Here is a 21,453-nt window from a genome sequence, read left to right on the forward strand (position 1 = left end):
CCTCCCCCGCGGGGTGGGGGGGGCCGGGGGGGGGGTTTTCGCGCGCGGGTTGGCCTGGGGGGCCCCGCCCGCCCCCCGGGGCGGGGGCGCGGGCCCCCGCCGCCCCCGCGGCCAGGCACCAAACGAGTGCGTCTCGAATCATGGAAACCTTTCCTATGTGTAGCCTGCAGCCGTCGGCGGCGGACCTCGTGGGAATCCGTGGCGCAACCCCTGGGAGCGACTCGACCGTCGTCGCGTCGAGAACCGGGCCGATCTCAAAACAGCGCCCGAGTCGAGTGGACCAAGGTCACAGACGCGGGGATGCTATCACTGACATAGGGGAATGGTCGCGACGCGATGGGCCCAAAGATGCTGCCGCGCACGGCGGTTGCATGATATGCGCCGCTGTACACGTTTCAATGAACGGCCGGTAGCCGTAACACGATCGCCATGGAAGCCATTGATTGGATGCGGGGGTCCCGCGCCGACCGTGCCGGGTATTTATTCGGCGTCATACCGGACTGATTGCTCTTTGTCGGACTTCCTGCTTTCCGTCCTCGGTGTCGGTGTGGGGGAGCCGCCCCTCGTCGCGGCTCCCCGACCGGCGCTCAGCGCCGTCCGTGACGGCCCGGCGGCCGTTCGGTGATGCGCTGCACGGCCCGGCTCAGCACCAGTACGCCGACAACGATCAGCGCGGCACCGCACGCCTCGGGCAGCAGCCACCAGCCGGTGCGGACCCGCTCTCCGAACAGGGTCATCCCCAGCGCCAGGCTCACCATCGCGTCACCGATGGTCAGCGCGGGCTGTGCCGCGGCCAGCGGCCCGGCCTGCAGCGCGTTCTCCAGCAGGACCACGGCGGCCGCGCCGGCCAGCGCGAAGCCGTACGTCTGCCAGGACCGCAGGAAGGCCAGGAACCCGTGGTCGGCGAAGGTTCCCGTGGCCGACTTCAGCAGCGCGGCGGTCAGGGCGTTGCCGGTGGCGGAGGCGGCCGCGAGCAGCGCGGCGCGGCGCGCCGCTGGGCGCCCCCGGCCGGCCAGCAGGATCATCACGGCCATCCCGCCGAGGCACAGGGCCACGGCCGGGACCCACCGCACGAGCGGTGCCTGGCTGGTGGCTCCGTGCGGCGCGGCCGCCGCGAGCAGGACGGCCAGACCCATCACCACGCCGCCGACGCCCCACCAGCCCGAGTGGGGGAGCCGGCGGTGCATCAGCGGGCCGGCCACGAGCAGGGCGAACGGCAGCTCGAGGATGAACAGCGGCTGGACCAGCGCGAGCGGCCCGTTGACAAGGGCCAGGCTCTGGCACACCGCGGCGCCGATCACCCGGCCATGCCCACCACCCAGGCGGGCCGGCGCATCAGTTCCGCCAGGATCCGTACCCCGCCGCCGCGGCTCGTGGACGCCGCCTTGCGCTGGAACGCGGTGCCCATGGCGTTGCTCGCCGCTCCCGCGACGGCGAATCCCGCAGCCAGTTCGATCACGTCCGGTCTCCCGCCTGCGGGCACCTCCCAAAGGAGCTTCGGGCCCTTTCAGCCTACGAAAGCCCGCGTCGGCCCGCGTCGTGGCGTCGGCCGGGCGAACGGTGCGGACCCCTGGGCCGTGGGCCCTGGGTGGTGGACGTCGCGCGGCCATGGTGTCGACTCCGGGCACCATGGGGCCGGCCGGTCCGGGCGAGTCGGCGCCGGGCGCCCACCGGCCTCTCAGCCGAAGAGCGGGAAGCGCTCCGCCGCCGCGCCCAGCGCACCACGCTCGGCATCGGTGAGCGTCGCGCGCCCGGTGCCCACACGCGCGTAGTGGGTGTCGCTCCACTCCGAAGGGGCGGGGCGGCCGAGGAGTCCGTCGAGCGTGGCGCGCACCGCGGCCAGTCCCTCCGCCGACGGCCCGGCGGCACCGGGGAGCCGGACGACCATGTCGAGGTGGTGGATGGTCGCCTCCACCGCGAGGGTGGTGATCAGGTCGCCGGCCGTCAGCACATGCCCCTGCGTGGCCACACGGCGGGCGGGGTCGGCCGAGGCCGCGGCGTGCACGGCCGCGGCCAGGGTCTCCAGATACAACTCGCGCAGCTGGCCGAAGTCCAGGAACATGCTCGCGTTCACCCGCACCCGGCGCCGGCCGCTCGCCGCGCCGACGGAGTCGGGTCGCCAGTCCTGCCAGTAGGTCACCGCATCCCGGTCCACCGGCTCGTCGCAGGGCGTGTGCAGGGCCACCAGGCCACGCCGGCCGTCCTGGAGGCAGTGGAAAACGAGGTCGCGGACCGCCCAGCCCGTACAGCCGGTCGGCAGCCACGACTCCTCGTCACCCAGGCCCGCCACCACCGACGAGGCGGCTTCGTACGCCGTGCGCAGTGTCCGCGCCGGACCCGTGACGTCCCCCGCGCTCATGCGCTACCCCTCCCTGTGCACCGGAACTACGTGTCCGTCTGCTCATACGCCGGCTGGACGTCGCCGTGTCCGTCCGCTCACACCCGGCTCGACGTCGCCGTGTCCGCGGACAGCCGCTGGGCGAGGTAGATCGGGAGCACCGAGAGCAGCACGAGGACGGCGGCCACGACGTTCACCACGGGTGCCTGCTGGGGCCGGGTCATGTTGTTGAAGATCCAGATGGGGAGGGTCTCGATACCGGGTCCCGCGGTGAACGTCGTGACCACGATCTCGTCGAAGGACAGGGCGAAGGCGAGCAGGCCGCCGGCCAGCAGCGCCGAGCGGACCAGCGGGAAGGTGACGTCCGTGAAGGCGCGGAAGGTGGTGGCGCCGAGGTCCATGGCCGCCTCCTCGTACGAGGCGGCCGTACGGCGCAGCCGGGCCACGACGTTGTTGAAGACCAACACGATGCAGAAGGTGGCGTGGCCGACGATCACGGTGAACAGCCCGAGGCCCACCCCGAGCGGTTCCAGGACGGTACCGAAGGCCGAGTTGAGGGCGATGCCCGTGACGATGCCGGGCAGCGCGATCGGCAGCACCACGATGAAGGACACCGTGTCGCGGCCGAAGAAACGGTGCCGGGCCACGGCGAACGCGATGAGGGTGCCGAGGACGAGCGCGATGGCGGTGGCGCCCAAGCCCGCCTTCACGGACACCCACAGGGCCTCGCGCGCACCGGAGTTGCCGACGGCCACCGACCACCAGCGCAGGGTGAGCCCCGGCGGCGGCCAGCTCGCGCTGCGGTCGGGATTGAGGGAGTTGACGAGGACGAGCAGGAGCGGGACGTAGATCACCGCGAAACCGAGTGCGGCGCCTATGCGCAGGGCGGTGCGCGCGGTGCGGCTGAGATGCATGGCGCTCTCCTCCTACAGGCTGTTCAGGGCACCCGTACGGCGGATCGCCAGCAGGTACAGAACGATCACGACCACGGGGACGGTGCCGAGCGCGGCCGCCATGGGCAGGTTGAGTTCGATGTTGGAGTACACGAGGTTGCCGATGAGCTGTGTTTTGCCGCCGACGATCTGCACGGTGATGTAGTCGCCGAGACTGAGCGAGAACGTGAACACGGAACCGGCGGCGACGGACGGCAGCACCATCGGCAGCATCACCCAGCGAAAGGTACGGCCGGCCCTCGCACCGAGGTCGGCGGAGGCGTCGAGCAGGTCGGCCGGGAGCTGTTCGAGCGCCGTGTGGATCGGCAGGATCATGTACGGCAGCCACAGGTAGGTCAGGGTCAGCACGGTGGCCGGCAGGCCGAAGCCGGGGCCGCTCAGGCCGAAGGGCGCGAGCATCCAGTCGGCGAGACCGCCCTCGGAGAGGATGAGCCGCCAGGCGTACACCTTCACCAGGTAGCTCGCCCACAGGGGGGTGAGGATCGCCACCACGAGCAGCGGACGCCACCTCGGCCGGGCCACCCGCGCGGTGTAGAAGGCGACCGGGAAGGCGATCACGGCGCACAGCACGGTCACCGCGAGCGCCACGCCGACGCTGCGCAGGATCACCTGGCGGAAGACCGGCGTCGTGAACAGGGCGTGGAAGTTGTCCGTCGACCAGACCTTCACCACCTGGGAGGTGAAGGAGTTCGTCGTCCAGAACGCGGAGACGAGCAGGACCGTCAGCGAGCCGAGGTAGAGAACGGCCAGCCACAGCAGCGGGGCGGTGAGCAGAAGGGTCAGGCGGAGCCGGGGTCTGCGGTGCAGCGTTCCGGCGAGCCGCCGGACGGTTCCCCGTCCGGCGGCGGTCGTCACATCGGTCGTCACCGCTCAGCCCTTGATCTCGGTCCAGGCCTGCACCCACTTCGCGTACGGCACGCACGTCACGTCCTTGCGGCCGTCGAGGCACTGCTCGATGGGCGTGTTCCAGAAGGCGATGTGCTTCCAGTAGCCCTCCTCGGCCGCGTGGTAGGTCGCGCAGAAGTTCTTGTCACTGGTCTTTGCGCAGGCCTTGGAGTTGGCGGGGGCCTCGCCGAAGTACTCGGCGACCTGGGCGTTGACCTTGGGGGAGACGATCCAGTCGAGCCACTTGTAGGCGCAGTTGGGGTGTTTGGCCTTGGCGGAGACCATCCAGGTGTCGGACCAGCCGGTCGAGCCCTCCTTGGGCACGAACGCCCTGACCTTGGCGCCCTCGTCGGCGGCGAGGTTGGCGATGACCTGCCAGGCGGTCCCGACCACGGAGTCCCCGCTCTTGAAGGCGGAGATCTCCTTGAGGTAGTCGCTCCAGTACTCGCCGATGTTCGCGTTCTGCTTCTTCAGCAGCGCGACGGCGGCGTCGAACTGCTTCTGGTCCAGGGCGTACGGGTCCTTGATCTTCAACTCGGGCTGGGTCGCCTTGAGATACAGGGCCGCGTCCGCGATGTAGATCGGCGAGTCGTACGCGGTGACATGTCCCCGGTACTTCGACGCGTCGTTGAAGACCGCCGACCAGGAGGTGGGCGCCGGGCTCACCTTCTCGGTGTTGTACATCAGCAGGTTGGCGCCCCGGCCGTGCGGGATGCCGTACATCTGCCCCTTCACGGAGTTCCAGGCGCCGTTCTTCAGACCGCTGAAGACGTCCTTGTAGTTGGGGACGAGGGCGGTGTTGACGGGGGCCGCGTCACCGGAGGCGATCAGGCGCAGGGAGGCGTCCCCGGAGGCGGATACGACGTCGTACTCCCCGGTCTTCATCAGCTTGACCATCTCGTCGGAGCTGGCGGCGACCTTGGAGTGGACCTGGCAGCCGGTCTGTTTCTCGAAGTCGCCGACCCAGTCGACCTTGGGGTCGTTGGAGCCGTCCTCGACGTAACCGGCCCAGGCGACCAGGTTGACCTGGCCCTCGGTCCTGCCGAGCTTGGTGGGGGCCTTGAGGTCGGGCGGGTTGAGGCCGGTGGCCGATGAGCTGCCGGAGCCGGAGGAGCCGCAGGCGGCGGTGAGCAGCACCGCGGCCGCACCGGCCGCGGCCGAGAGGGTTCGGGTGAGACGCACGACGTTCTCCATGGGTGAGGGGTCCTGCGTGGAGCGGGGGAGTGGGGAGCCGGGGTCTGATCAGGATGGGATCCGTCCCGATCAGGACGGGATGCGGACGGCGTGTCTGCGGTGCCACTGGAGGCGGACGCGGGTGCCGCGGTAGGCGGCGACGTCCTCGGAGGAGGTCTCCAGGTTCTGTTGCAGGGCGGTGAGACGGCCGCCGCCGTCGAGGTCCACGAGGAAGCGGGTGGCGTCGCCGAGATAGACGACCTCGGCGACGGTGCCGTTCACGGTCGTGTGCTCCGGCACGTCCGCCTCGGCGGACTCCTTCAGGACCCGGATCTTCTCCGGGCGGACGTTGTACGTGCCGGGGGTACCGACGATCCGGTGGGCGGCCTCGCCGTCGAGCAGGTTCGAGGTGCCGACGAAGGAGGCGACGAAGGAGGTCGCCGGGCGTTCGTAGATCTCGGCGGGTGTGCCGACCTGGGCGATACGGCCCTGGTCGAAGACGGCGATGCGGTCGCTCATCGTCAGGGCCTCCTCCTGGTCGTGGGTGACGAAGACGAAGGTGATGCCCACCTCCCGCTGGAGCGCCTTGAGTTCGACCTGCATCTGTTCGCGCAGCTTCAGGTCGAGGGCGCCGAGGGGCTCGTCGAGCAGCAGGACACGGGGGCGGCCGACCAGGGCGCGGGCGAGGGCGACACGCTGGCGCTGACCGCCCGAGAGCTGGGCGGGGCGCCGCTGGCCGTAGCCCTCCAGGCGGACCTCGGCGAGTGCCTTGCGGGCCCGGACCAGACGCTCGGCCTTCGGCACCTTGCGGACCTTGAGCCCGTAGGCGACGTTCTGCTCGACGGTCATGTGCGGGAACAGGGCGTAGTCCTGGAAGACGGTGTGCACATCGCGTTCGAACGGGGCCAGGCCGGTGACCTCCTGCCCGGCGAGTTCGATCCGGCCCCGGGTGGGCGTCTCGAACCCCGCGATGAGCCGCAGGACGGTGGTCTTCCCGGAGCCGGACGGGCCGAGCATCGAGAAGAACTCCCCGTCCCGGATCTCCAGGTCGACGCCGGCCACGGCGGTCGTCTCCCCGAACGACTTCCGCAGGTCCTGCAGGCGGATCGCACTTCCCTCCATGCGGGAACCTTTCTGGCGCGCTCTACGTTGACCGCAAACATATGAAGTCATAGTTCTAAGCTCAAGGTCCTCTTGGGGTAAAGCTTGAGTCAACGCACGAGGTGATGGTCGTGAGGCAGCAGGAGACCGACGGCGGCGCCCGGACAGCGGACGCCGGCGCCCGAGTACCGGACAGCGGTGCCCGCCGGGCCGTCTTCAGCCCGGTGGACAACCGGGCCCGCGTGGACACGGTCGTCCGCCGCATCGGCGACGCCATAGAACTGGGTCTCCTCGCCGACGGCGAGCAGCTCCCGGGCGAGAGCGAACTGGCCGGACAGCTCGGCGTGTCGACGGTGACCCTGCGCGAGGCGCTGATGGCCCTCAGACAACAGGGGCTGGTCACCACCCGCCGCGGCCGCGGCGGCGGCAGCTTCGTCTCGCTGCCCGAGGTCCCCGCCGACGACCGGCTGCGGGCCCGGCTGCGCGGCTGGAGCACCGAGGAGCTGCGCGACCTGGGAGACCACTGGGCGGCCCTGTCCGGCGCCGCCGCCCGTCTCGCCGCGCAGCGCACGGAACCCGCCGACCTGCACCAGCTGCGCCGTACCGCCGAGGAGTTGGCGCGGGCCGAGGAGACGGCGGCGCGCAGCCGCCTGTACGGCCGCTTCCACGTCGAACTCGCGGCGGCAGCGCAGTCGGCCCGGCTCACCCGGGAACAGGTCGTGCTGCAGAGCGAGGTGGGTGCGCTGCTGTGCCTGGTCCTCGGAAGCGACGAATATCGTGAAGAAGTGGCGGACCGTCACCGCTCCGTGATCTCTGCCGTGCAGGATGGGGCTCACGAAACGGCCGGCACGCTGGCCGAGCGGTGCGTCAGGGAGTCGACGGCACGGCTCGTCGCCGTACGCCTCACCCTCTGACCGCGCCGCGTCCGGTTCCCGTCCGCTGGAGGACACCATGGGCTGGAGCCCCGCGCAGGTCGCCTCGGCGGCGACTGTCGGCACGGACGCCGAGGCACGGGCCGCCTCGCGGGTGGGCGGCGCGCTGGAGGCGGTGTTCGAGGCCGTCGCCGCCACCAGCGCCGACGCGACGGCGCTGCTCGCGAAAGTGGCCGCGCGGGGGCGGCGCCCCGTGAGCGCGGACCTGGCCGCCCTCCGCCCCGGACTGCACCAGCGGCTGACCCGCCAGGAACTGGTCTCGGGCGTGGGCTTCGTGGCCCTGCCCGGCCTGCTGACCGATGTACCCGCGTGGCTGGAGTGGTGGCAGACGGGCGCCGACGGCGATGTACGACCCCTGCTGCTCGACCTCGACCCAGAGCACTCGGCGTACTCCGACTACACGCACTGGGACTGGTTCACCCTGCCCCGCGACACCGGCCGCCGCGCCGTGGCCGGACCGTACGTCGACTACCTCTGCTCCGACGAGTACAGCCTCACCCTGTCCGCACCGGTCGAGGCCGAGGGGCGCTTCGCCGGGGTCGCCGCCGCCGACGTGTACCTGCGGCACTTCGAAGCGGCCGTCCTCCCGCTGCTGCGGCAGCTTCCCCGGCCCGCCAGGCTCGTGAACGCCCGGGGCCGGGTCGCCGCCTCCGCCGACCCCGCGCACCTCGCCGGATCCCTCACCAAGGGCCCCGACTTCGCTGCACTGCTCGCCGAGGGGGGGCCCGCCGAGTACGCCGGCCTGCGCCTGGTGCCATGTCACGGCATCCCGCTCGTCCTCGTCATGTCCGAAGGCTGACGATGAGACAGGCCTGCCAGGCGCGCCCCACGCCCCGTGGCTCCGCGAAGGCCCGCGCGCCGTTCACCCACCACACGACGGAGCGGGAGCCGAACTCGGTGCGCGGGTCGACCCGGGCGCCGGGGCGCACGGCGGCGTCGCGGAAGTAGCAGCCGGCGCCGCGCACGTGGTGGGTGAACTCCAGCAGTCGTCGTACGACGTCCGTCGGGTCGCGCAGTACCGGGCACGAGGGCGGCCGCGGAAGGGGACGAGCGGCAGCCGGCGTGACCGCGGCCTCAGTCGGCCGTCCACTCGCGGTACGGGATGCGCGCCGCCTCGCGCACCTCCCCGATCGTGCTCCACTCGTTGCCGCCCAGCCGGGCCAGGGGCCGCAGCAGTCCGATGTCCGGCCGGCCGTCCACCAGGACGTCCTCGCGCACGGCGGCGTGCACGACCCGGCCGAACACCACGGTCGAGTTGCCGAGCCGCAGCGTCGAGTGCACGGTGCATTCGAGCGCGACCGGAGAGGCGGCCACGCGCGGCGGCCTCACCCGCAGCGACGGCTCGCGTTCGATGCCGACGGCGTCGAACTCGCCTTCGTGCCGGGGGAAGTCGGTCCCGGTCGCGTTGATCTCCGCGAACAGCGACTCGGGAGCGAAGTTGACGACGAACTCCCCCGTCTCCTCGGCGTTGCGCAGCGAGTCCTTCCGGCCGACGGAGGTGAACTGGACGATGGGCGGATCGGTGCAGGCAACGGTGAAGAACGAGTGCGGGGCCAGGTTCGCCGTCCTGCCGTCCGCGGCGAGGGTCGAGACCCAGGCGATCGGCCGGGGCACGACCACGGCGGTGAGCAGCCGGTAGAACGATCCAGGGTCCAGGGACTCGGGTGAGTAGTCGACGCGCATGGCAGCACGCTATGTCCAACCGGGAACCGTCGGCAGCACCCGCTCGGCGACGCGGAGCAGCGCCGTGTCGTCGGGCGGTACGTCGTCCTGGCGCCAGAGGGCGACCTCGAACGAACCGCCCCCGTCCTTGGCGTCCCGGGCGACCAGCAGATGCCGGGCGATGCCACCCGTGCCGGTGTGGACCTTGCCGCCGCCGAGGTTGAACCTGAGCGCGATGGTGTGGCCCGAGTACAGGACGGCGGGGTGGCCGAGGACCGTCTTCGGCTCCGTTGACCTGCCGAGGAGTCCGGAGAACTCGCCGACCCGCAGATCGTCGTCCGACGCCCACAGCTTCACGGAGTACGTCTTCAGCGAGACCTCCGCCTCGGGCGAGGGGGTCTCCTTGCCGTCGGCGTCCTTGACCGAACTCTCGGACCCGTAGGCGGTCTCGGCCTGTTCCCGCGGTGTCCCGAGAAGCGTAGGCAGGTCCGACCGGTTCAGCGCCGTGCACAACTGTGCCGCGGACACGCGCCTGGACACCGGCTTGTCGTCGGACGAGCACGTGGCCGGTCCCGGGTCCGAGGAGCCCTGCAATTCCTTCTGTGCCAGCAGGACTCCCACCACCCCCGCGAAGACCAGCACCGCCGCGAGCGCCTGGACCACCGGTCTCCGGCTCCTCTCGGACGCGGAATCGTCAACCATGTTCCCCCACCTGAGTCGTTCCCCCGACAAGCGCTGGAGCAGCCTAACCGGTGATCGTCTCCGGTGGCACCTGCGATTCGCGGCCCCCCGTCAGTCGACCGGCCAGGTGTGGACCGGAGCGTTGAGATGCATGTAGTCGATGTACAGCTGTGTCATCCGCCGCAGCGACTCGTGGCGGCCGGCATGGGTGGTGGCCTCCATGCGGTGGAACATCTCCTTCTGCCACACCGCCCCGTTGCGCGCGGTGACGCAGCGCTGCTCGATGATGCCGAGCAGCGGCTCCCGCCAGGACGCGTCCATGCCGGAGTGTTCCAGCCCCCGGTGGGCCAGCGGCAGCAGCCTCCGCAGGACCAGTTCGGGTACCGGCACCTCGCCCATGCCGGGCCAGTACAGCAGCGCCTCGATGCCGTGGCGGGCCGCCGTGTGGAGGTTCTCCTCGGCCGCGGAGAAGGACATCCGCGACCACACCGGGCGGTCCTCCTCCACCAGGGCGCGGGTGAGCCCGTAGTAGAACGCACCGTTGGCGAGGGTGTCGGCGACGGTCGGCCCGGCCGGCAGCACCCGGTTCTCCACCCGGACGTGCGGCTTGTCGTGGGCGATGGCGTAGACCGGCCGGTTCCAGCGGTAGATGGTGCCGTTGTGCAGGGTGAGCTCGGAGAGTTCGGGCACGTCCCCGCGGTCGAGCGTCTTCGCCGGGTCCTGCTCGTCGCACAGGGGCAGCAGGGCCGGGAAGTAGCGCAGGTTCTCCTCGAAGAGGTCGAAGACGCTGTTGATCCACCGCTCACCGAACCACACGCGCGGCCGTACCCCCTGAATCTTGATCTCCTCCGAGCGGGTGTCGGTCGCCTGCTCGAACAGCGGGATACGGGTCTCGTGCCACAGCTCCTTGCCGAACAGGAAGGGCGAGTTGGCCGACAGGGCCACCTGGACCCCGGCGATGGACTGGGCCGCGTTCCAGTAGGCGGGGAAGTTCTCCGGGGACACCTGCAGATGGAACTGGGTGCTGGTGCACGCGGCCTCCGGAGTGATCGTGTCCGCGTACGTCCGCAGCCGGTCGACCCCGTCCACCTCGATCCGCAGGTCCTCGCCACGGGCGGCGAAGACCTGGTCGTTGAGCAGCCGGTAGCGGGGGTTCTCGGACAGGGTCGCCTCACCGATGTCCTCCTGGCGCAGGGTCGGCAGGATGCCGATCATGACCAGGTGCGCGTGCACCGACCTGGCCCGCTCGTCCGCGTGGTTCAGCGCGGCGCGGATCTCGGACTCCCACGCGTCGGGGCCGCCCTCCGTCAGCGCGCGGGGCGGCACGTTGATCTCGAGGTTGAACCGCCCCAGTTCGGTGGACCAGGCGGGGTCCGCGATCGCCTCCAGCACATCGGTGTTGCGCATCTCCGGCTCGGCCTCGTCGTCGACCAGGTTCAGCTCGATCTCCAGGCCGACCTGGGGTCGCTCGGCCTCGAACCGCGACTCGCGCAGCATCTGCGCGAACGCGTCGAGGCACTCCTGCATCTTGATCCGGTACCGGCGGCGGTCCTCGCGGGTGAAGACGAGCGCCGGGACGTCCCGTCCCATCGGCCCTCCTGGGTTCCGCTCCTCGGACACCTCTTCACCCAGCGTCGCACCAACGGGTGACCCCCACCAGGCGGATGGGGCGGCCCCGCGCTACAGGGCCCGTGCGATGAGCAGGGCCACGTCGTCGTGGTCGTCGGGATGGCGCAGGCCGTACAGCAGGAGGTCACAGATCTCCTCGAGCGGCCGGCGCGGCTCGTCCAGAAAGCTCAGCAGGACCTCGAGACGGTCGTCGATGGGGTGCTGCCGGGTCTCCACGAGGCCGTCGGTGTAGAGCACCAGCAGATCATCGGGCATCAGGTCGGTCGTGGTGGCCTCGAACGGGATGCCGCCCACACCGAGCGGCGCCCCGGCGGGAAGGTCCAGGAACGTGGGCGGCTGACCGGGCCGCGCGAGGGCGGGCGGCATGTGTCCCGCGTTGGCGATGGTGCACCGTCTCGTGTGCGGATCGTAGACCGCGTAGAGGCAGGTGACGATGTAGTGCTCCAGATCGCAGGTGATCTTGTCCAGGTGCTGGAGCACCGCGCCGGGTTCGAGGTCCAGGTCCGCGTACGCACAGGTGGCGGTGCGCAGCCGGCCCATGGTGGCGGCCGCGTCGATGCCGTTGCCCATGACATCGCCCACCACCAGGACGGTTTTGTCGTCGGCCAGCGGGATCACGTCGTACCAGTCGCCTCCGACCTCGCTGGTGGCCTGCGCCGGCTGGTAGCGGGAGGCGAGTTCCAGGCCCGTGTGGTGTGACGAGTGGTCGGGCAGCAGGCTGCGCTGGAGGGTGAGCGCGGTGTTGCGCACGCTCTGGAACCAGCGGGCGTTGTCGATGGCCACGGCGGCACGGCCGGCGAGTTCGGCGGCCAGGACGATGTCGTCCTCGTCGAACGGCAGCGGATTGCGGGTTCGCTTGAGGTCGAGGGCGCCGAGCACCTCGCCGTGCGCGATCAGCGGCACGGCGAGATAGGAGTGCACGCCGGCCTGGGCCAGCAGCGCGCCGGCCTCGGCGTCCCGTGCGATACGGGGCAGGTCGCGCGGGCCGACGTGGCGGACGAGGACCGGCCGGGCGGTGTGGACGCACAGGGTGACCAGACGGTCGCCGTCATAGGCCGCGAGGTCGCCGGGTGAGTCGGCGGCGCTGAGCGCCACCGTGGGGTGGGCGGCCTTGAGGGCGAGGGCGCGGAACAGCTCCGGGCCGTTGTCCGGCCGGCGGGCCCGGCGGAAGGCCAGCGCGTGGTCGAGGACGTCCACGGCGACCACGTCCGCGAGCACGGGGGCGCAGAGCTCGGCGAGTTCGTGGGCGGTCTGCTCCACCTCAAGTGTGGTGCCGACGCGGGTGGAGGCCTCGGCGATCAGGGCCAGGCGGCGCCGCGCCCGGTCGGCCTCGGCGGCCGCATGGTGGCGCTCGGTGACGTCCACCACCGAGGCCGCGGCGCCCAGGACCCGCCCGCCCGGGTCCTCGAGGCGGTAGAAGGACAGTGACCAGGCGTGCTCGTGCTCGGGGTCGGCCGGGGGATGCCCCACGTGGAACTGGTCCAGCAGCGGGGTTCCGGTGGTGAGCACCTGACGCAGCGCGGCCTCGACGGTGTCGACGTCGGGGAACGGCAGGGTCTCGCGCAGATGCCGGCCGATGTGGTCCGCCGCGGGGATGCCGTCGATCCGCTCCAGCGCCGGGTTGACCAGCACGTAACGCAGGTCCGGGTCCATGAGGGCCAGCCCGATCGGGGACTGGTTGATCAGCCGCTCGCACAGCGCCAGGTCGGTCTCGACGCGTTGGAGCAGGGTGTGATCGGCCGCTATGCCCAGGGCGTAGACGTCCCCCAGGTCGTCCAGCAGCCGCATGGTGCGGAACTCCGTCAGGCGGCTGCTGCCGTCCTTGTGCCGGACCGGGAAGGCGCCGGCCCACCCACGGCCGGTCTCCAGCACGTCCGTGAACAGACTCACCACGGCCTGCAGGTGCTCGGGGCGGATGAGCAGCCGCGCCGCGTACTGGCCGAGCACGTCCTCGGCGGCGTACCCGAAGAGTTCCTCGGCCTGCGGGGTCCAGAAGACGATGCGCCCGTTGGTGTCGAGCGCCACCGCGGCCACGCTCAGCACGTCAAGCAGGCCGGTCGGCCGGGGCCGCTCGGGGTCGGAATCGTCGTCACCGGCGTGCAAGGAGTCCACTGCCATGCCAGTTCCACCTCCACCGGCCGGTCACCCATCGGTACCGGTACGCCTGTCCGAGCCCTGATGACCGGTACCTCCATGCTGCATCCAGCCCCGCGCCCGCCCCAACCCCCGGGCCGGACCGTGCGCACCGGGCGGACTAGCAGGACCATGGTGGAGACAGAGGATGGAAACCGATGGAACCTGCGCGAAAGGGCCTCCACGCATCCGCGTCCGTGGAATCGCGTGATGTCTTCGACGCGTCCAGCGATGCGGCGGCGGTCATCTCGGCGGACGGCGTCGTGGTCGGCTGGACCCGGGGCGCGGAAGCACTGCTCGGGCACCCCGCGCCGGAGATCGTCGGCCGCCCCGCCGCACGCCTGCTGGCCATGCCCGAGGACCCGGGCCGTGCCGCGGCCATCGCGGAGCGGTGCCGCACCGGAACGGGGTGGAACGGTCTCATCCCGGTACGGCACCGTGACGGCCGCCGGATGGAGATCGATCTCCGGGTCTCGGCGGCCTTCCGCATGGGCGAGTGGGAGTGCTTTCTCGTCTCGGCGCGGGAGCAGCGCCCGCAGTGGGCGGTGGGCCAGTCGGTCCTCGACGGGTTCCTCACCCGGTCACCGGTCGGCATGGCCGTCATGGATCTCGAGCTGCGCTATGTATGGCTGAACGACACCCTGGAACGGTTCGGCGGTGTGCCAAGGGAGCACAGGCTGGGGCGCCGACTGAGCGAAGTGCTGCCCGGTCTGCAGGCGGAGACCCTCGAGGGGCTGATGCGCAAGGTGCTGGCGACGGGGGACCCGGTGACCGACTACGAGTACGTCGGATGGAGCTGGGCCGACCCGCACCGCCAGCACGCATACTCCACGTCCTTCTTCCCCCTGGTCGACGCCCACGGCGCCGTCACCGGGGTCTGCTACATGGTCCTGGACGTCACCGAGCGGTGGAACGCCCGCCAGCTCCTGTCCCTGGTCAACGAGGCCGGCACCAGCATCGGCAGGAGTCTCGACGTCCTGCGGACGGCTCAGGAACTGGCCGACTTCTCGGTGCCCCGCTTCGCGGACTTCGTCATCGTCGACCTCTTGGAGCCCGTGCTCAGCAGCGAGGGCCACGGAGCATGGCTGACCGACGCCGGACCGGCCCCCGCACGGCCGGCGATGCGCCGCGCGGGCCTGCAGTCGGTGCGGGAGGGCTGCCCCGAGGCGGTGGCACGGGTCGGCGACGAGGTGGACTTCCTGCCGCCACCCAGCGACGTCAACCTCCTCATCAGCGGGGAGCCGAGTTTCATCCCGCTGCTCGACCCGTCCGACGCCGCGTGGGTCGCCGAACAGCCCGCGAGAGCGGCCCGCATCCGCGAGTTCGGCCTGCACTCCCTCATCTCCGTCCCGATGCGGGCCCGCAACACCGCGCTGGGCCTGACCACCTTCGCCCGGTCGCTCAACCCGGCCCCGTTCGGCCCCGACGACGTCCTGCTGGCCCAGGAGCTGGTGACGCGCGCGGCGGTGTGCGTCGACAACGCCCGCCGCTACACCAGGGAGCACACCGCGGCGGTCACCTTGCAACGCAGTCTGCTGCCGCACGCCCTGACCGGCGGTACGGCGGTCGAGGTCGCCTCCTCCTACCTTCCGGCGGACCCGTCGGGCGGGGTCGGCGGCGACTGGTTCGACGTGATCCCGCTGTCCGGTGCGCGGGTGGGTCTCGTCGTCGGTGACGTGGTGGGCCACGGCATCACCGCGGCGGCGAGCATGGGCCGGCTGCGCACGGCGGTACAGACCCTCGCCGACATGGAGCTGCCCCCCGACGAACTGCTCGCCCACCTCGACGACCTCGTGCTCCGGCTGAGCGACGAGGAGGCCGATCGCGACGCGGCCACCCGGAGCACGGCCACCTTCATCGGCGCGACCTGCCTCTACGCCGTCTACGATCCCGTCACCCGGCGGTGCACCATGGCCCGGGCCGGACATCCGCCCCCCGTCGTCGTCGCATCGGACGGGCACACCTACTTCCCCGATATCCCGGCCGGGCCGCCGCTCGGGCTCGGCGGCATGGCCTTCGAGGCCGCCGAGATCGAGCTGGCCGAGAACAGCGTCTTCGGCCTCTACACCAACGGGCTCATCGAGGGCGGCGACCAGGACGTGGAGTCGGGCATGTCCCGGCTTCGCCAGGTGCTGGCCGCGACCGGGACGGACCTGCGCACGCTGTGCACGTCGGCCGTGCAGCAACTGGTGCCCGTGCCGCAGCCCGACGACATCGCCCTGCTGCTGGCACGCACCCACGCCCTGGGTGCGGACCGGGTGGCATCGTGGGACGTCCCCGCCGACCCGGCCGCCGTCAGGTGGGTCAGGACGGAGGCGACGCGCCAGGTGGCGGCCTGGGGTCTCGGAGAGCTGGCCATGACGACGGAACTCATCGTCAGTGAACTGGTCACCAACGCGGTCCGCTACTCCGAACTCCCCATCCGGCTACGGCTGCTCCGCGACGCCCGCCTGACCTGCGAGGTCGCCGACGGCAGCAGCACGGCCCCCCGGTTGAGGCACGCCCGCAGCACGGACGAAGGCGGCCGCGGACTCTTCCTGGTGGCCCAGCTCACCCACCGCTGGGGCGCCCGGTACACCGCCGAGGGGAAGATCATCTGGGCGGAGCAGGAGATCCCCTGAGCGCTACGTCGTGCTTCCCTGCCCGTGGTGCACGGTCCCGTCCCACTCCGGTCAGCGGAACGCCGGCGCGTTGCGCTTCGCCCAGACCGCGAAGGGGGTCGCGGGCCGGCCCAGGACACGCCGCACGTCCTCGGTGACCGCCTGCTCCTCGGCGGTCGGCTCGCCGAGGATGGCCAGGGTTGCCTCCACCACGGCGGTCGGCATGAACCGCGCCATCTGCGCGCGGGCTTCCTCGCGGCTCTGCTCCAGGAAGGTCACCGGCTCGGCGAGGGCGTGCGCGATGGCGGCGGCCCGCTGCCGTGGGGTGGTGGCCTCGGGGCCGGTCAGCGTGTACGTGATGCCGTCGTGCCCGTCCTGGCACAGGACGGCGGCGGCGACCGCGGCGACGTCGTCCGGGTCGACGAAGGGCAGCGCCACGTCGGCGAAGGGGGCCGCCGCGACGCGGTGCTGCCGGACGGGTTCGGCCCAGGCGAGCGCGTTGGAGGCCATCCCACCGGAGCGCAGCACGGTGAAGGCCGGTCCCGAGCCGGTCAGGGCCGCCTCGAAGCGGGCGGCGTGCGCGTAGCCGTGCGGCCGGGTGCCCACGCCCTGCGAGGACAGCAGGACCACCTTGGTGACGCCGGCCGCGGCGGCCTGCTTCAGGATGCCTTCCGGATCGTCGCCGGCGACGAGCAGGAACAGGGCCGCCGCCCCCTCCAGCGCGGGGGCGAGTCCGGTCGGCCGACCGAGGTCGGCGGCGACGGCCCGCACGCCGGGCGGGACGTCGGCGGGAGTGATGTGCCGGGCCACGGCGGTCACCGCCTCTCCCTCGCCGGCCAGCTCGGCGACCAGTGCCCGCCCGACGTTCCCCGTGCCTCCCGTTACCACGATCATGCCGTGCCTCCCCGCTGAGTTAGTTGACTGACTAAGTCGCTACACTAGGGGATCACAGGGGTGCTGTCTATCCTTAGTCAGGTGACTGACTCAAAAGCCGGTGCTGCGGTCGAGGCCGCCCCTGCCCGCCGGGGCGGCAAACGCGAACGCCTGGTCGAGGCGGCGGTGCGGGTCTTCCACGAGCAGGGCGTGGAGAAGACCACCCTCGCGGACATCGCCCGGGCCGCCGACGTCCCCCTCGGCAACGTGTACTACTACTTCAAGACCAAGGACGAGCTGGTCGAGGCGGCCGTGGAGGCCCACCGCGACCGTCTCACCATGCTCACCGGCCGCCTGGAGACGCTCCCGGATCCGGCCGCTCGGCTGAAGGCCCTGATCGCCGGCTGGGTCGAGGAGCGCGAGACGGCGGCCCGCTTCGGCTGCCCCTTCGGCACGCTGGCCACCGAACTCGACAAGCGCGACGACGGCCTGGACCTGGCCGCGGCCCAGGTCATGCGCGCCCTGATCGACTGGGCCGAGGACCAGTTCACCGAGCTCGGCCGACCCGACGCCCGCGCCCTCGCCGTCGAACTCGTCGCCGCCTATCAGGGCATGTCGGTGCTCACCAACACCTTGCGCGACCCCGGCATCATGGCCGCGCAGGGCGAACGCCTCCAGTCCTGGATCGACGGTCTCGGGAACCCCTGATCCGGGATCAGCCCCCACGGAGGCCCTCTCCGACCGCCGGGTGGTAGCGCGCCCGCCGGCACCGGTGCGACTGGTGACCGGCGCGCCACCCGCCTGCCGCCGCCCCGGGCCCCGCAGCGGCCGCCGCGGTCGGCACCGTCGGCACGGCCGGGGCCGTCGCACCTCCGCCGCCTCGTGTCATCGCCCCACTCCTCCCCGATGCGATCCGGTCCGGTCGGCCGGGACGTCCGACCGTCCACGGCGACGGCAACGCCGTCCGGTGGGCGGCCGGAGAAGGCTCTCGAAACGCGCGGCCGGCGCAGTCATACGGCGGGGCCGCCCAGAGCGTCACAGCACCGACAGGGCACCGCACCCCGGCCGCCGACGTCGCCGACCGCGGAGCGGCGCACAGAGGAGAGCGATGACCACCGGCCTGCGTACGACGATGCGCGCACTGCGCCGCGCGGTGCCGGCCGGCGCCGTGGCGACCGCGGCGGGCTTGCCCCTGCTGTGTTCGGTGCCGGCGCGGGCGACCAGTGAACGGCTGACCGACGTCGACGTCTACGCCTACTGCCAGCGCTGGGGCGACCGCGTGGCCGACGGACCCTCCTACAACCACTACTGGGCGGAGATCGTCTCGCCGCAGGGCCGGCTCGGCTGGGTGAGCGCCGTGTACGTCGGCGGAGGCTCCAACGACGGCCCCGTCCCCGGCGTACCGGTGGAGACCGACACCAGCCCCGTCCACCGCGAGTACCCGTAGGCGGCCGGCTACTCGGCCGCGGTGGAGTGGGCGGCGAGCGAGACGCCGCCGGAGTTGGCCAGAGGGATGCCTTCCAGGTAGGCGGCGGGCAGGTCGAACGCCTCGACGAGGTCCGTCATGTGCGGGGCGAGGTCGCGCAGCACGTCGTCCAGGAGCTGGGGGAGGGCACGCACCTGGTCGGCGGACAGATGGCCGTCGGCCAGCAGATCACCGGTGTGCTCCGTGATCTGCTGCAGCAGGAACAACATGCAGAGCCGCTCCAGCAGGGCGCGGGCGCCGGGGTTCGTCGCCCGGGCGGCCGCGTCCAGGAAGGCGTCGGCCGCCCGCTGCCGGGCGTGCACGGAGACCATCTCCAGGGCGGCGGAGGAAGCGCCGTTCCACCGCTCCACCGGATCCCCGGAGGGCCCCCGGCGCAGCGCAGCCCGTGCCCGGTCCTGCCAGACGGCCTCGGCCCGGGCCAGCAGTCCGCGCAGATGCCGGGGATCGGCCAACCGGTCCACGGGGCCGGGCGGTTCAGGGGCCTCGCGGGGCGGTTGGTGCTCGAAGAGCATCTCGGCTGCGGCCTTCACCCAGATCACCAGGTTGTCGCCCTCCGCCGTGATGGTGCCCTCGACGTACTGCGGGAATTCGGACAGGCCGTTGGCGGCGAACAGGGCCTGCGCGCCACAGCGTTCCCGGCACTCGACGGTGATGTCCCGTGCCTGCCAGGTGATCCAGCTCTTGGCGATCGCGATCAGCCGCTCCGTCTCCGCCCGCCGGCCGGCGTCCCGGCCGGCGCGCTGGGCGGTCCATTGGCCAAGGACCGAGCGGTGCAGGAAAGTCATGGCGTAGGCCGTCGCGAGGCCCTTCAGCAGCCGTCCGTGGTGCGAGCGGTGTGCGTTGACCGGGATGCGCTCGCCGGCGCGCGGCCCGCTGACCTGCCGGTGATCGCCGTAGCGGACCGCTATGGCGAGCGCGGCCCGGGTCGCGCCGACGGCGGCGCCGCTCATGCACAGCTTGCCCATCGTGACCCGGCCGATGGACTGCAGGAACCGCTTGCGCCGGTTGCCGAGGCTGCTGTGCAGGCGGCCGTCGGCGTCCAGACGGCCGTGTGCGGACTCCAGCAGGGCCTCGCGGGGCAGCAGTACCCGGTCGAACGCGGTCAGGCAGTGGTCCACCGGGGCGCCGGTACGCAGAGGCAGCCGGCGGACCCGTACGCCCGGCAGCAGGCCGTTGTCGTCGCTCAGCGGTGTCAGGAACAGAAAGACGCCCTCGTCCCGTCCCTCGACGATCAGCCGGGCGGCCACCACGGCGGTCTTGGGCCCGCCGGTCGTGCTGGTGTTGGGCATGAACTTCTGGGCGCCGTCGTGCGGTGTGTGCAGCACGAACCCCCCGGTGGCCGGGTCCAGTTCGGCGGTGGTCTCCAGGGCCGAGGCGTCGTTGCCGTGTTCCAGTTCGGTGCACAGGAACGTGCCGGTGCGGCGCAGGGTCGTGAAGTCGGACAGATCCCGGCGCTCGGCGCCCTCGTGATCGAGCAGGCTGCCGAGGAAGAGGTTGTAGTGGATGCTCGCCACCGTGCACAGCCCTCCGCCGCCGTCCACGATCGCCGCCCACTCGTGCAGGGCTGCCAGCAGCCCCGGGTCTTCCGCCAGCCGCGCGGCGTCCCCGGCCGTGTCGTTCACCAGGCGCAGCCACTCGTAGGAGAGGGCGGCGCGTTCGCCGGCGTCCAGCCCCGGATGGTGGCGGAACGTGTCCTTCGAGATGAGGTCGCGCCACATCCCGTGGCTGCGTTCCCGGTCTTCGCCGTCGAAGAGGAGCCGGGTCAACTCGGCGACGGTACCGGCATGAGCGCCGCCGGAACCGAGAACCGGACCGTCTGTCGGGGACTTGTCCGGATGAAGAGACTCATACCTGTCGTAGTGCCCGGTCTCCGGCACAGAGGGGAGATTTTCCAGGGGTGTCAGAAGGGTCATGACCCTCTCCCGTAGTCGCAGATCCGGAAGGGCGGGGATGCGTGGAGTCAGAAGATACGGACCTCCCGGTTTGCTAATCAAGCCAAATTTCTGCCAACGGTGGCCGAACTGTGGTGTCTTGGTGGTACCTCCTCGACCTCGGAAGTGCGTGACTCGCTCAACTCCGGTCCGTCGCACCGGCCTTCCCCGGGGCGGGCGGGCGCTTCTCGCACGTTGAGATACCGGGCGACAGGTTTTATTGTGGCGGTCGGCGACGGCTCGGCGGTTCCCGCGCGCAGGGGTTGAGGAGGGGGCGCTCGCATGCTTGAAAGGCCATCTATTCGGCTGGCAGGATACGTACCTGTCGGTTTCTTTTTGTGGCCGACCGGTCCGTGAAGCCAGTGCGGAGGATGTGCCGTGGCCCTGCAGGAGCGAGCGATCAGGACGAGGCGCAACATCCTGGTCGCAGCCGCCGACGTGTTCGCCGACGTCGGCTACGAGGCCGCGACCATCTCGGAGATCCTCCAGCGGGCGAACGTCACCAAGGGCGCCCTCTACTTCCACTTCGCCTCCAAGGAGCAGCTCGCCCAGGCGGTGCTGGCCGGCCAGCTGAAGTCCGTGCCGGAGTTGCCGCCACGGGAACTGGTGCTGCAGGAGGGGCTGGACTCCGGCTTCCTGCTCGCCCACCTGCTCGGCTCGGGCGACCCCATGGTGCGCGGCAGCATCCGCCTGACCGTGGACCAGGGTTCACCGCACGACGGGCTGGACCGGCGGGTGCCGATGGCCTCCTGGGTCGAGCACAACGCCGCGTTGCTCGAGCGGGCGAAGGTGAACGGGGAACTGCTGCCCCAGGTCGACGTCGAGGCGGCGGCGAAGGCGTTCGTCGCCGCGTTCACCGGGGCGCAGGTGCTCTCCAAGATCATGAACGATCATGCCGACCTGGTCGAACGGGTGGTCGACCTCTATCGGCACCTGATGACCAGCATCGCGGTTCCCGCGGTGCTCGTCCGCCTGGACATGTCCCTCGACCGGGGCAGGCGCGTCTACGAGGAGGCCATGGAGCTGCGCCGGGAACCGCAGGAGGCTCCGGCCGTCGGCTGAACGGGGTCTGTCCG

18 protein-coding genes and 1 pseudogene are annotated in these 21,453 nt (G+C 71.5%); 6 read left to right on the forward strand and 13 right to left on the reverse strand.

The window, feature by feature from the left end:
• Positions 1-587 precede the first annotated feature (587 nt).
• From ACFZDC_RS24135 to ACFZDC_RS24160, 6 genes and pseudogenes are all read right to left on the reverse strand, one after another.
• A pseudogene (locus ACFZDC_RS24135) lies at positions 588-1,459 on the reverse strand (DMT family transporter).
• 219 nt (positions 1,460-1,678) lie between these two features.
• Positions 1,679-2,359, reverse strand: a complete 681-nt coding sequence (locus tag ACFZDC_RS24140) for a maleylpyruvate isomerase N-terminal domain-containing protein (RefSeq protein ID WP_391326954.1) — start codon at positions 2,357-2,359, stop codon at positions 1,679-1,681.
• Positions 2,360-2,436: 77 nt separating this feature from the next.
• The gene (locus ACFZDC_RS24145; protein WP_391326956.1) at positions 2,437-3,252 is read right to left on the reverse strand and encodes an ABC transporter permease subunit; all 816 of its coding nucleotides are present in this window, start codon (positions 3,250-3,252) and stop codon (positions 2,437-2,439) included.
• 12 nt (positions 3,253-3,264) lie between these two features.
• Positions 3,265-4,158, reverse strand: a complete 894-nt coding sequence (locus tag ACFZDC_RS24150) for an ABC transporter permease subunit (RefSeq protein ID WP_391326957.1) — start codon at positions 4,156-4,158, stop codon at positions 3,265-3,267.
• A gap of 3 nt (positions 4,159-4,161) precedes the next feature.
• Positions 4,162-5,358, reverse strand: coding sequence for an extracellular solute-binding protein (locus tag ACFZDC_RS24155; RefSeq protein ID WP_391326959.1), 1,197 nt, complete (start codon positions 5,356-5,358; stop codon positions 4,162-4,164).
• Between the two features lie 81 nt (positions 5,359-5,439).
• On the reverse strand, positions 5,440-6,471 hold the full coding sequence (locus ACFZDC_RS24160) for an ATP-binding cassette domain-containing protein (RefSeq protein ID WP_391326960.1): 1,032 nt from the start codon (positions 6,469-6,471) through the stop codon (positions 5,440-5,442).
• Positions 6,472-6,581: 110 nt separating this feature from the next.
• Here ACFZDC_RS24160 and ACFZDC_RS24165 point away from each other — a divergent pair, with 110 nt between their 5' ends.
• Together ACFZDC_RS24165 and ACFZDC_RS24170 are read left to right on the forward strand one after the other, a co-directional pair.
• A complete protein-coding gene (locus tag ACFZDC_RS24165; RefSeq protein ID WP_391326962.1) occupies positions 6,582-7,364 on the forward strand; it encodes a GntR family transcriptional regulator in 783 nt (260 codons plus the stop codon).
• A gap of 37 nt (positions 7,365-7,401) precedes the next feature.
• The gene (locus tag ACFZDC_RS24170; protein ID WP_391326964.1) at positions 7,402-8,181 is read left to right on the forward strand and encodes a cache domain-containing protein; all 780 of its coding nucleotides are present in this window, start codon (positions 7,402-7,404) and stop codon (positions 8,179-8,181) included.
• On the opposite strand, the gene ACFZDC_RS24175 is transcribed toward ACFZDC_RS24170, so the two are convergent.
• The 5 genes from ACFZDC_RS24175 to ACFZDC_RS24195 all read right to left on the reverse strand — a co-directional run bounded on the left by ACFZDC_RS24175 (position 8,165) and on the right by ACFZDC_RS24195 (position 13,472).
• The gene (locus ACFZDC_RS24175) at positions 8,165-8,347 is read right to left on the reverse strand and encodes a hypothetical protein (protein WP_391326966.1); all 183 of its coding nucleotides are present in this window, start codon (positions 8,345-8,347) and stop codon (positions 8,165-8,167) included. The genes ACFZDC_RS24170 and ACFZDC_RS24175 overlap by 17 nt on opposite strands.
• Positions 8,348-8,456: 109 nt before the next feature.
• Positions 8,457-9,065 carry a flavin reductase gene (locus ACFZDC_RS24180; RefSeq protein WP_391326968.1) on the reverse strand — a complete coding sequence of 203 codons (609 nt, stop codon included), beginning with the start codon at positions 9,063-9,065 and terminating at the stop codon, positions 8,457-8,459.
• Positions 9,066-9,074: 9 nt separating this feature from the next.
• Entirely contained in the window at positions 9,075-9,746 is a 672-nt protein-coding gene (locus tag ACFZDC_RS24185; RefSeq protein ID WP_391326970.1) for a DUF6215 domain-containing protein, read from the reverse strand.
• A 90-nt stretch (positions 9,747-9,836) separates the two neighbouring features.
• Positions 9,837-11,315, reverse strand: coding sequence for a glutamate--cysteine ligase (locus ACFZDC_RS24190; protein WP_391326972.1), 1,479 nt, complete (start codon positions 11,313-11,315; stop codon positions 9,837-9,839).
• A gap of 90 nt (positions 11,316-11,405) precedes the next feature.
• Positions 11,406-13,472, reverse strand: coding sequence for a SpoIIE family protein phosphatase (locus ACFZDC_RS24195; protein WP_391326974.1), 2,067 nt, complete (start codon positions 13,470-13,472; stop codon positions 11,406-11,408).
• A 173-nt stretch (positions 13,473-13,645) separates the two neighbouring features.
• Between ACFZDC_RS24195 and ACFZDC_RS24200 the strand changes: the two genes are divergently transcribed.
• Complete coding sequence (locus ACFZDC_RS24200) at positions 13,646-16,108, forward strand: SpoIIE family protein phosphatase (protein ID WP_391326976.1); 2,463 nt, start codon at positions 13,646-13,648, stop codon at positions 16,106-16,108.
• 51 nt (positions 16,109-16,159) lie between these two features.
• On the opposite strand, the gene ACFZDC_RS24205 is transcribed toward ACFZDC_RS24200, so the two are convergent.
• Positions 16,160-16,981, reverse strand: a complete 822-nt coding sequence (locus tag ACFZDC_RS24205; protein WP_391326978.1) for an NAD(P)H-binding protein — start codon at positions 16,979-16,981, stop codon at positions 16,160-16,162.
• Positions 16,982-17,062: 81 nt separating this feature from the next.
• Between ACFZDC_RS24205 and ACFZDC_RS24210 the strand changes: the two genes are divergently transcribed.
• Both ACFZDC_RS24210 and ACFZDC_RS24215 read left to right on the forward strand, forming a co-directional pair.
• Positions 17,063-17,668 (forward strand): TetR family transcriptional regulator, encoded by a 606-nt coding sequence (locus ACFZDC_RS24210; protein ID WP_391326980.1) that lies wholly within the window; start codon positions 17,063-17,065, stop codon positions 17,666-17,668.
• 400 nt (positions 17,669-18,068) lie between these two features.
• Entirely contained in the window at positions 18,069-18,407 is a 339-nt protein-coding gene (locus ACFZDC_RS24215; RefSeq protein WP_391326982.1) for a hypothetical protein, read from the forward strand.
• Positions 18,408-18,415: 8 nt separating this feature from the next.
• Here ACFZDC_RS24215 and ACFZDC_RS24220 read toward each other — a convergent pair whose 3' ends face one another.
• Positions 18,416-20,212 carry an acyl-CoA dehydrogenase gene (locus tag ACFZDC_RS24220; RefSeq protein ID WP_391326984.1) on the reverse strand — a complete coding sequence of 599 codons (1,797 nt, stop codon included), beginning with the start codon at positions 20,210-20,212 and terminating at the stop codon, positions 18,416-18,418.
• Positions 20,213-20,755: 543 nt separating this feature from the next.
• On the opposite strand from ACFZDC_RS24220, the gene ACFZDC_RS24225 reads away from it, so the two are divergent.
• Positions 20,756-21,439 (forward strand): ScbR family autoregulator-binding transcription factor, encoded by a 684-nt coding sequence (locus ACFZDC_RS24225; protein ID WP_391326986.1) that lies wholly within the window; start codon positions 20,756-20,758, stop codon positions 21,437-21,439.
• The last annotated feature ends 14 nt before the right edge of the window (positions 21,440-21,453 follow it).

This window comes from Streptomyces sp. NPDC007905, from assembly GCF_042959345.1.
Taxonomy (GTDB): domain Bacteria; phylum Actinomycetota; class Actinomycetes; order Streptomycetales; family Streptomycetaceae; genus Streptomyces.

Excerpts from the sequence above, each read along its gene's own strand:
- ACFZDC_RS24215 (WP_391326982.1), top strand. The coding sequence starts at position 18,069 with ATGACCACCGGCCTGCGTACGACGATGCGCGCACTGCGCCGCGCGGTG.
- ACFZDC_RS24200 (WP_391326976.1), top strand. The coding sequence starts at position 13,646 with ATGGAACCTGCGCGAAAGGGCCTCCACGCATCCGCGTCCGTGGAATCG.
- ACFZDC_RS24145 (WP_391326956.1), bottom strand. The coding sequence starts at position 3,252 with ATGCATCTCAGCCGCACCGCGCGCACCGCCCTGCGCATAGGCGCCGCA.
- ACFZDC_RS24185 (WP_391326970.1), bottom strand. The coding sequence starts at position 9,746 with ATGGTTGACGATTCCGCGTCCGAGAGGAGCCGGAGACCGGTGGTCCAG.
- ACFZDC_RS24190 (WP_391326972.1), bottom strand. The coding sequence starts at position 11,315 with ATGGGACGGGACGTCCCGGCGCTCGTCTTCACCCGCGAGGACCGCCGC.
- ACFZDC_RS24160 (WP_391326960.1), bottom strand. The coding sequence starts at position 6,471 with ATGGAGGGAAGTGCGATCCGCCTGCAGGACCTGCGGAAGTCGTTCGGG.
- ACFZDC_RS24170 (WP_391326964.1), top strand. The coding sequence starts at position 7,402 with ATGGGCTGGAGCCCCGCGCAGGTCGCCTCGGCGGCGACTGTCGGCACG.
- ACFZDC_RS24140 (WP_391326954.1), bottom strand. The coding sequence starts at position 2,359 with ATGAGCGCGGGGGACGTCACGGGTCCGGCGCGGACACTGCGCACGGCG.
- ACFZDC_RS24205 (WP_391326978.1), bottom strand. The coding sequence starts at position 16,981 with ATGATCGTGGTAACGGGAGGCACGGGGAACGTCGGGCGGGCACTGGTC.
- ACFZDC_RS24195 (WP_391326974.1), bottom strand. The coding sequence starts at position 13,472 with ATGGCAGTGGACTCCTTGCACGCCGGTGACGACGATTCCGACCCCGAG.
- ACFZDC_RS24180 (WP_391326968.1), bottom strand. The coding sequence starts at position 9,065 with ATGCGCGTCGACTACTCACCCGAGTCCCTGGACCCTGGATCGTTCTAC.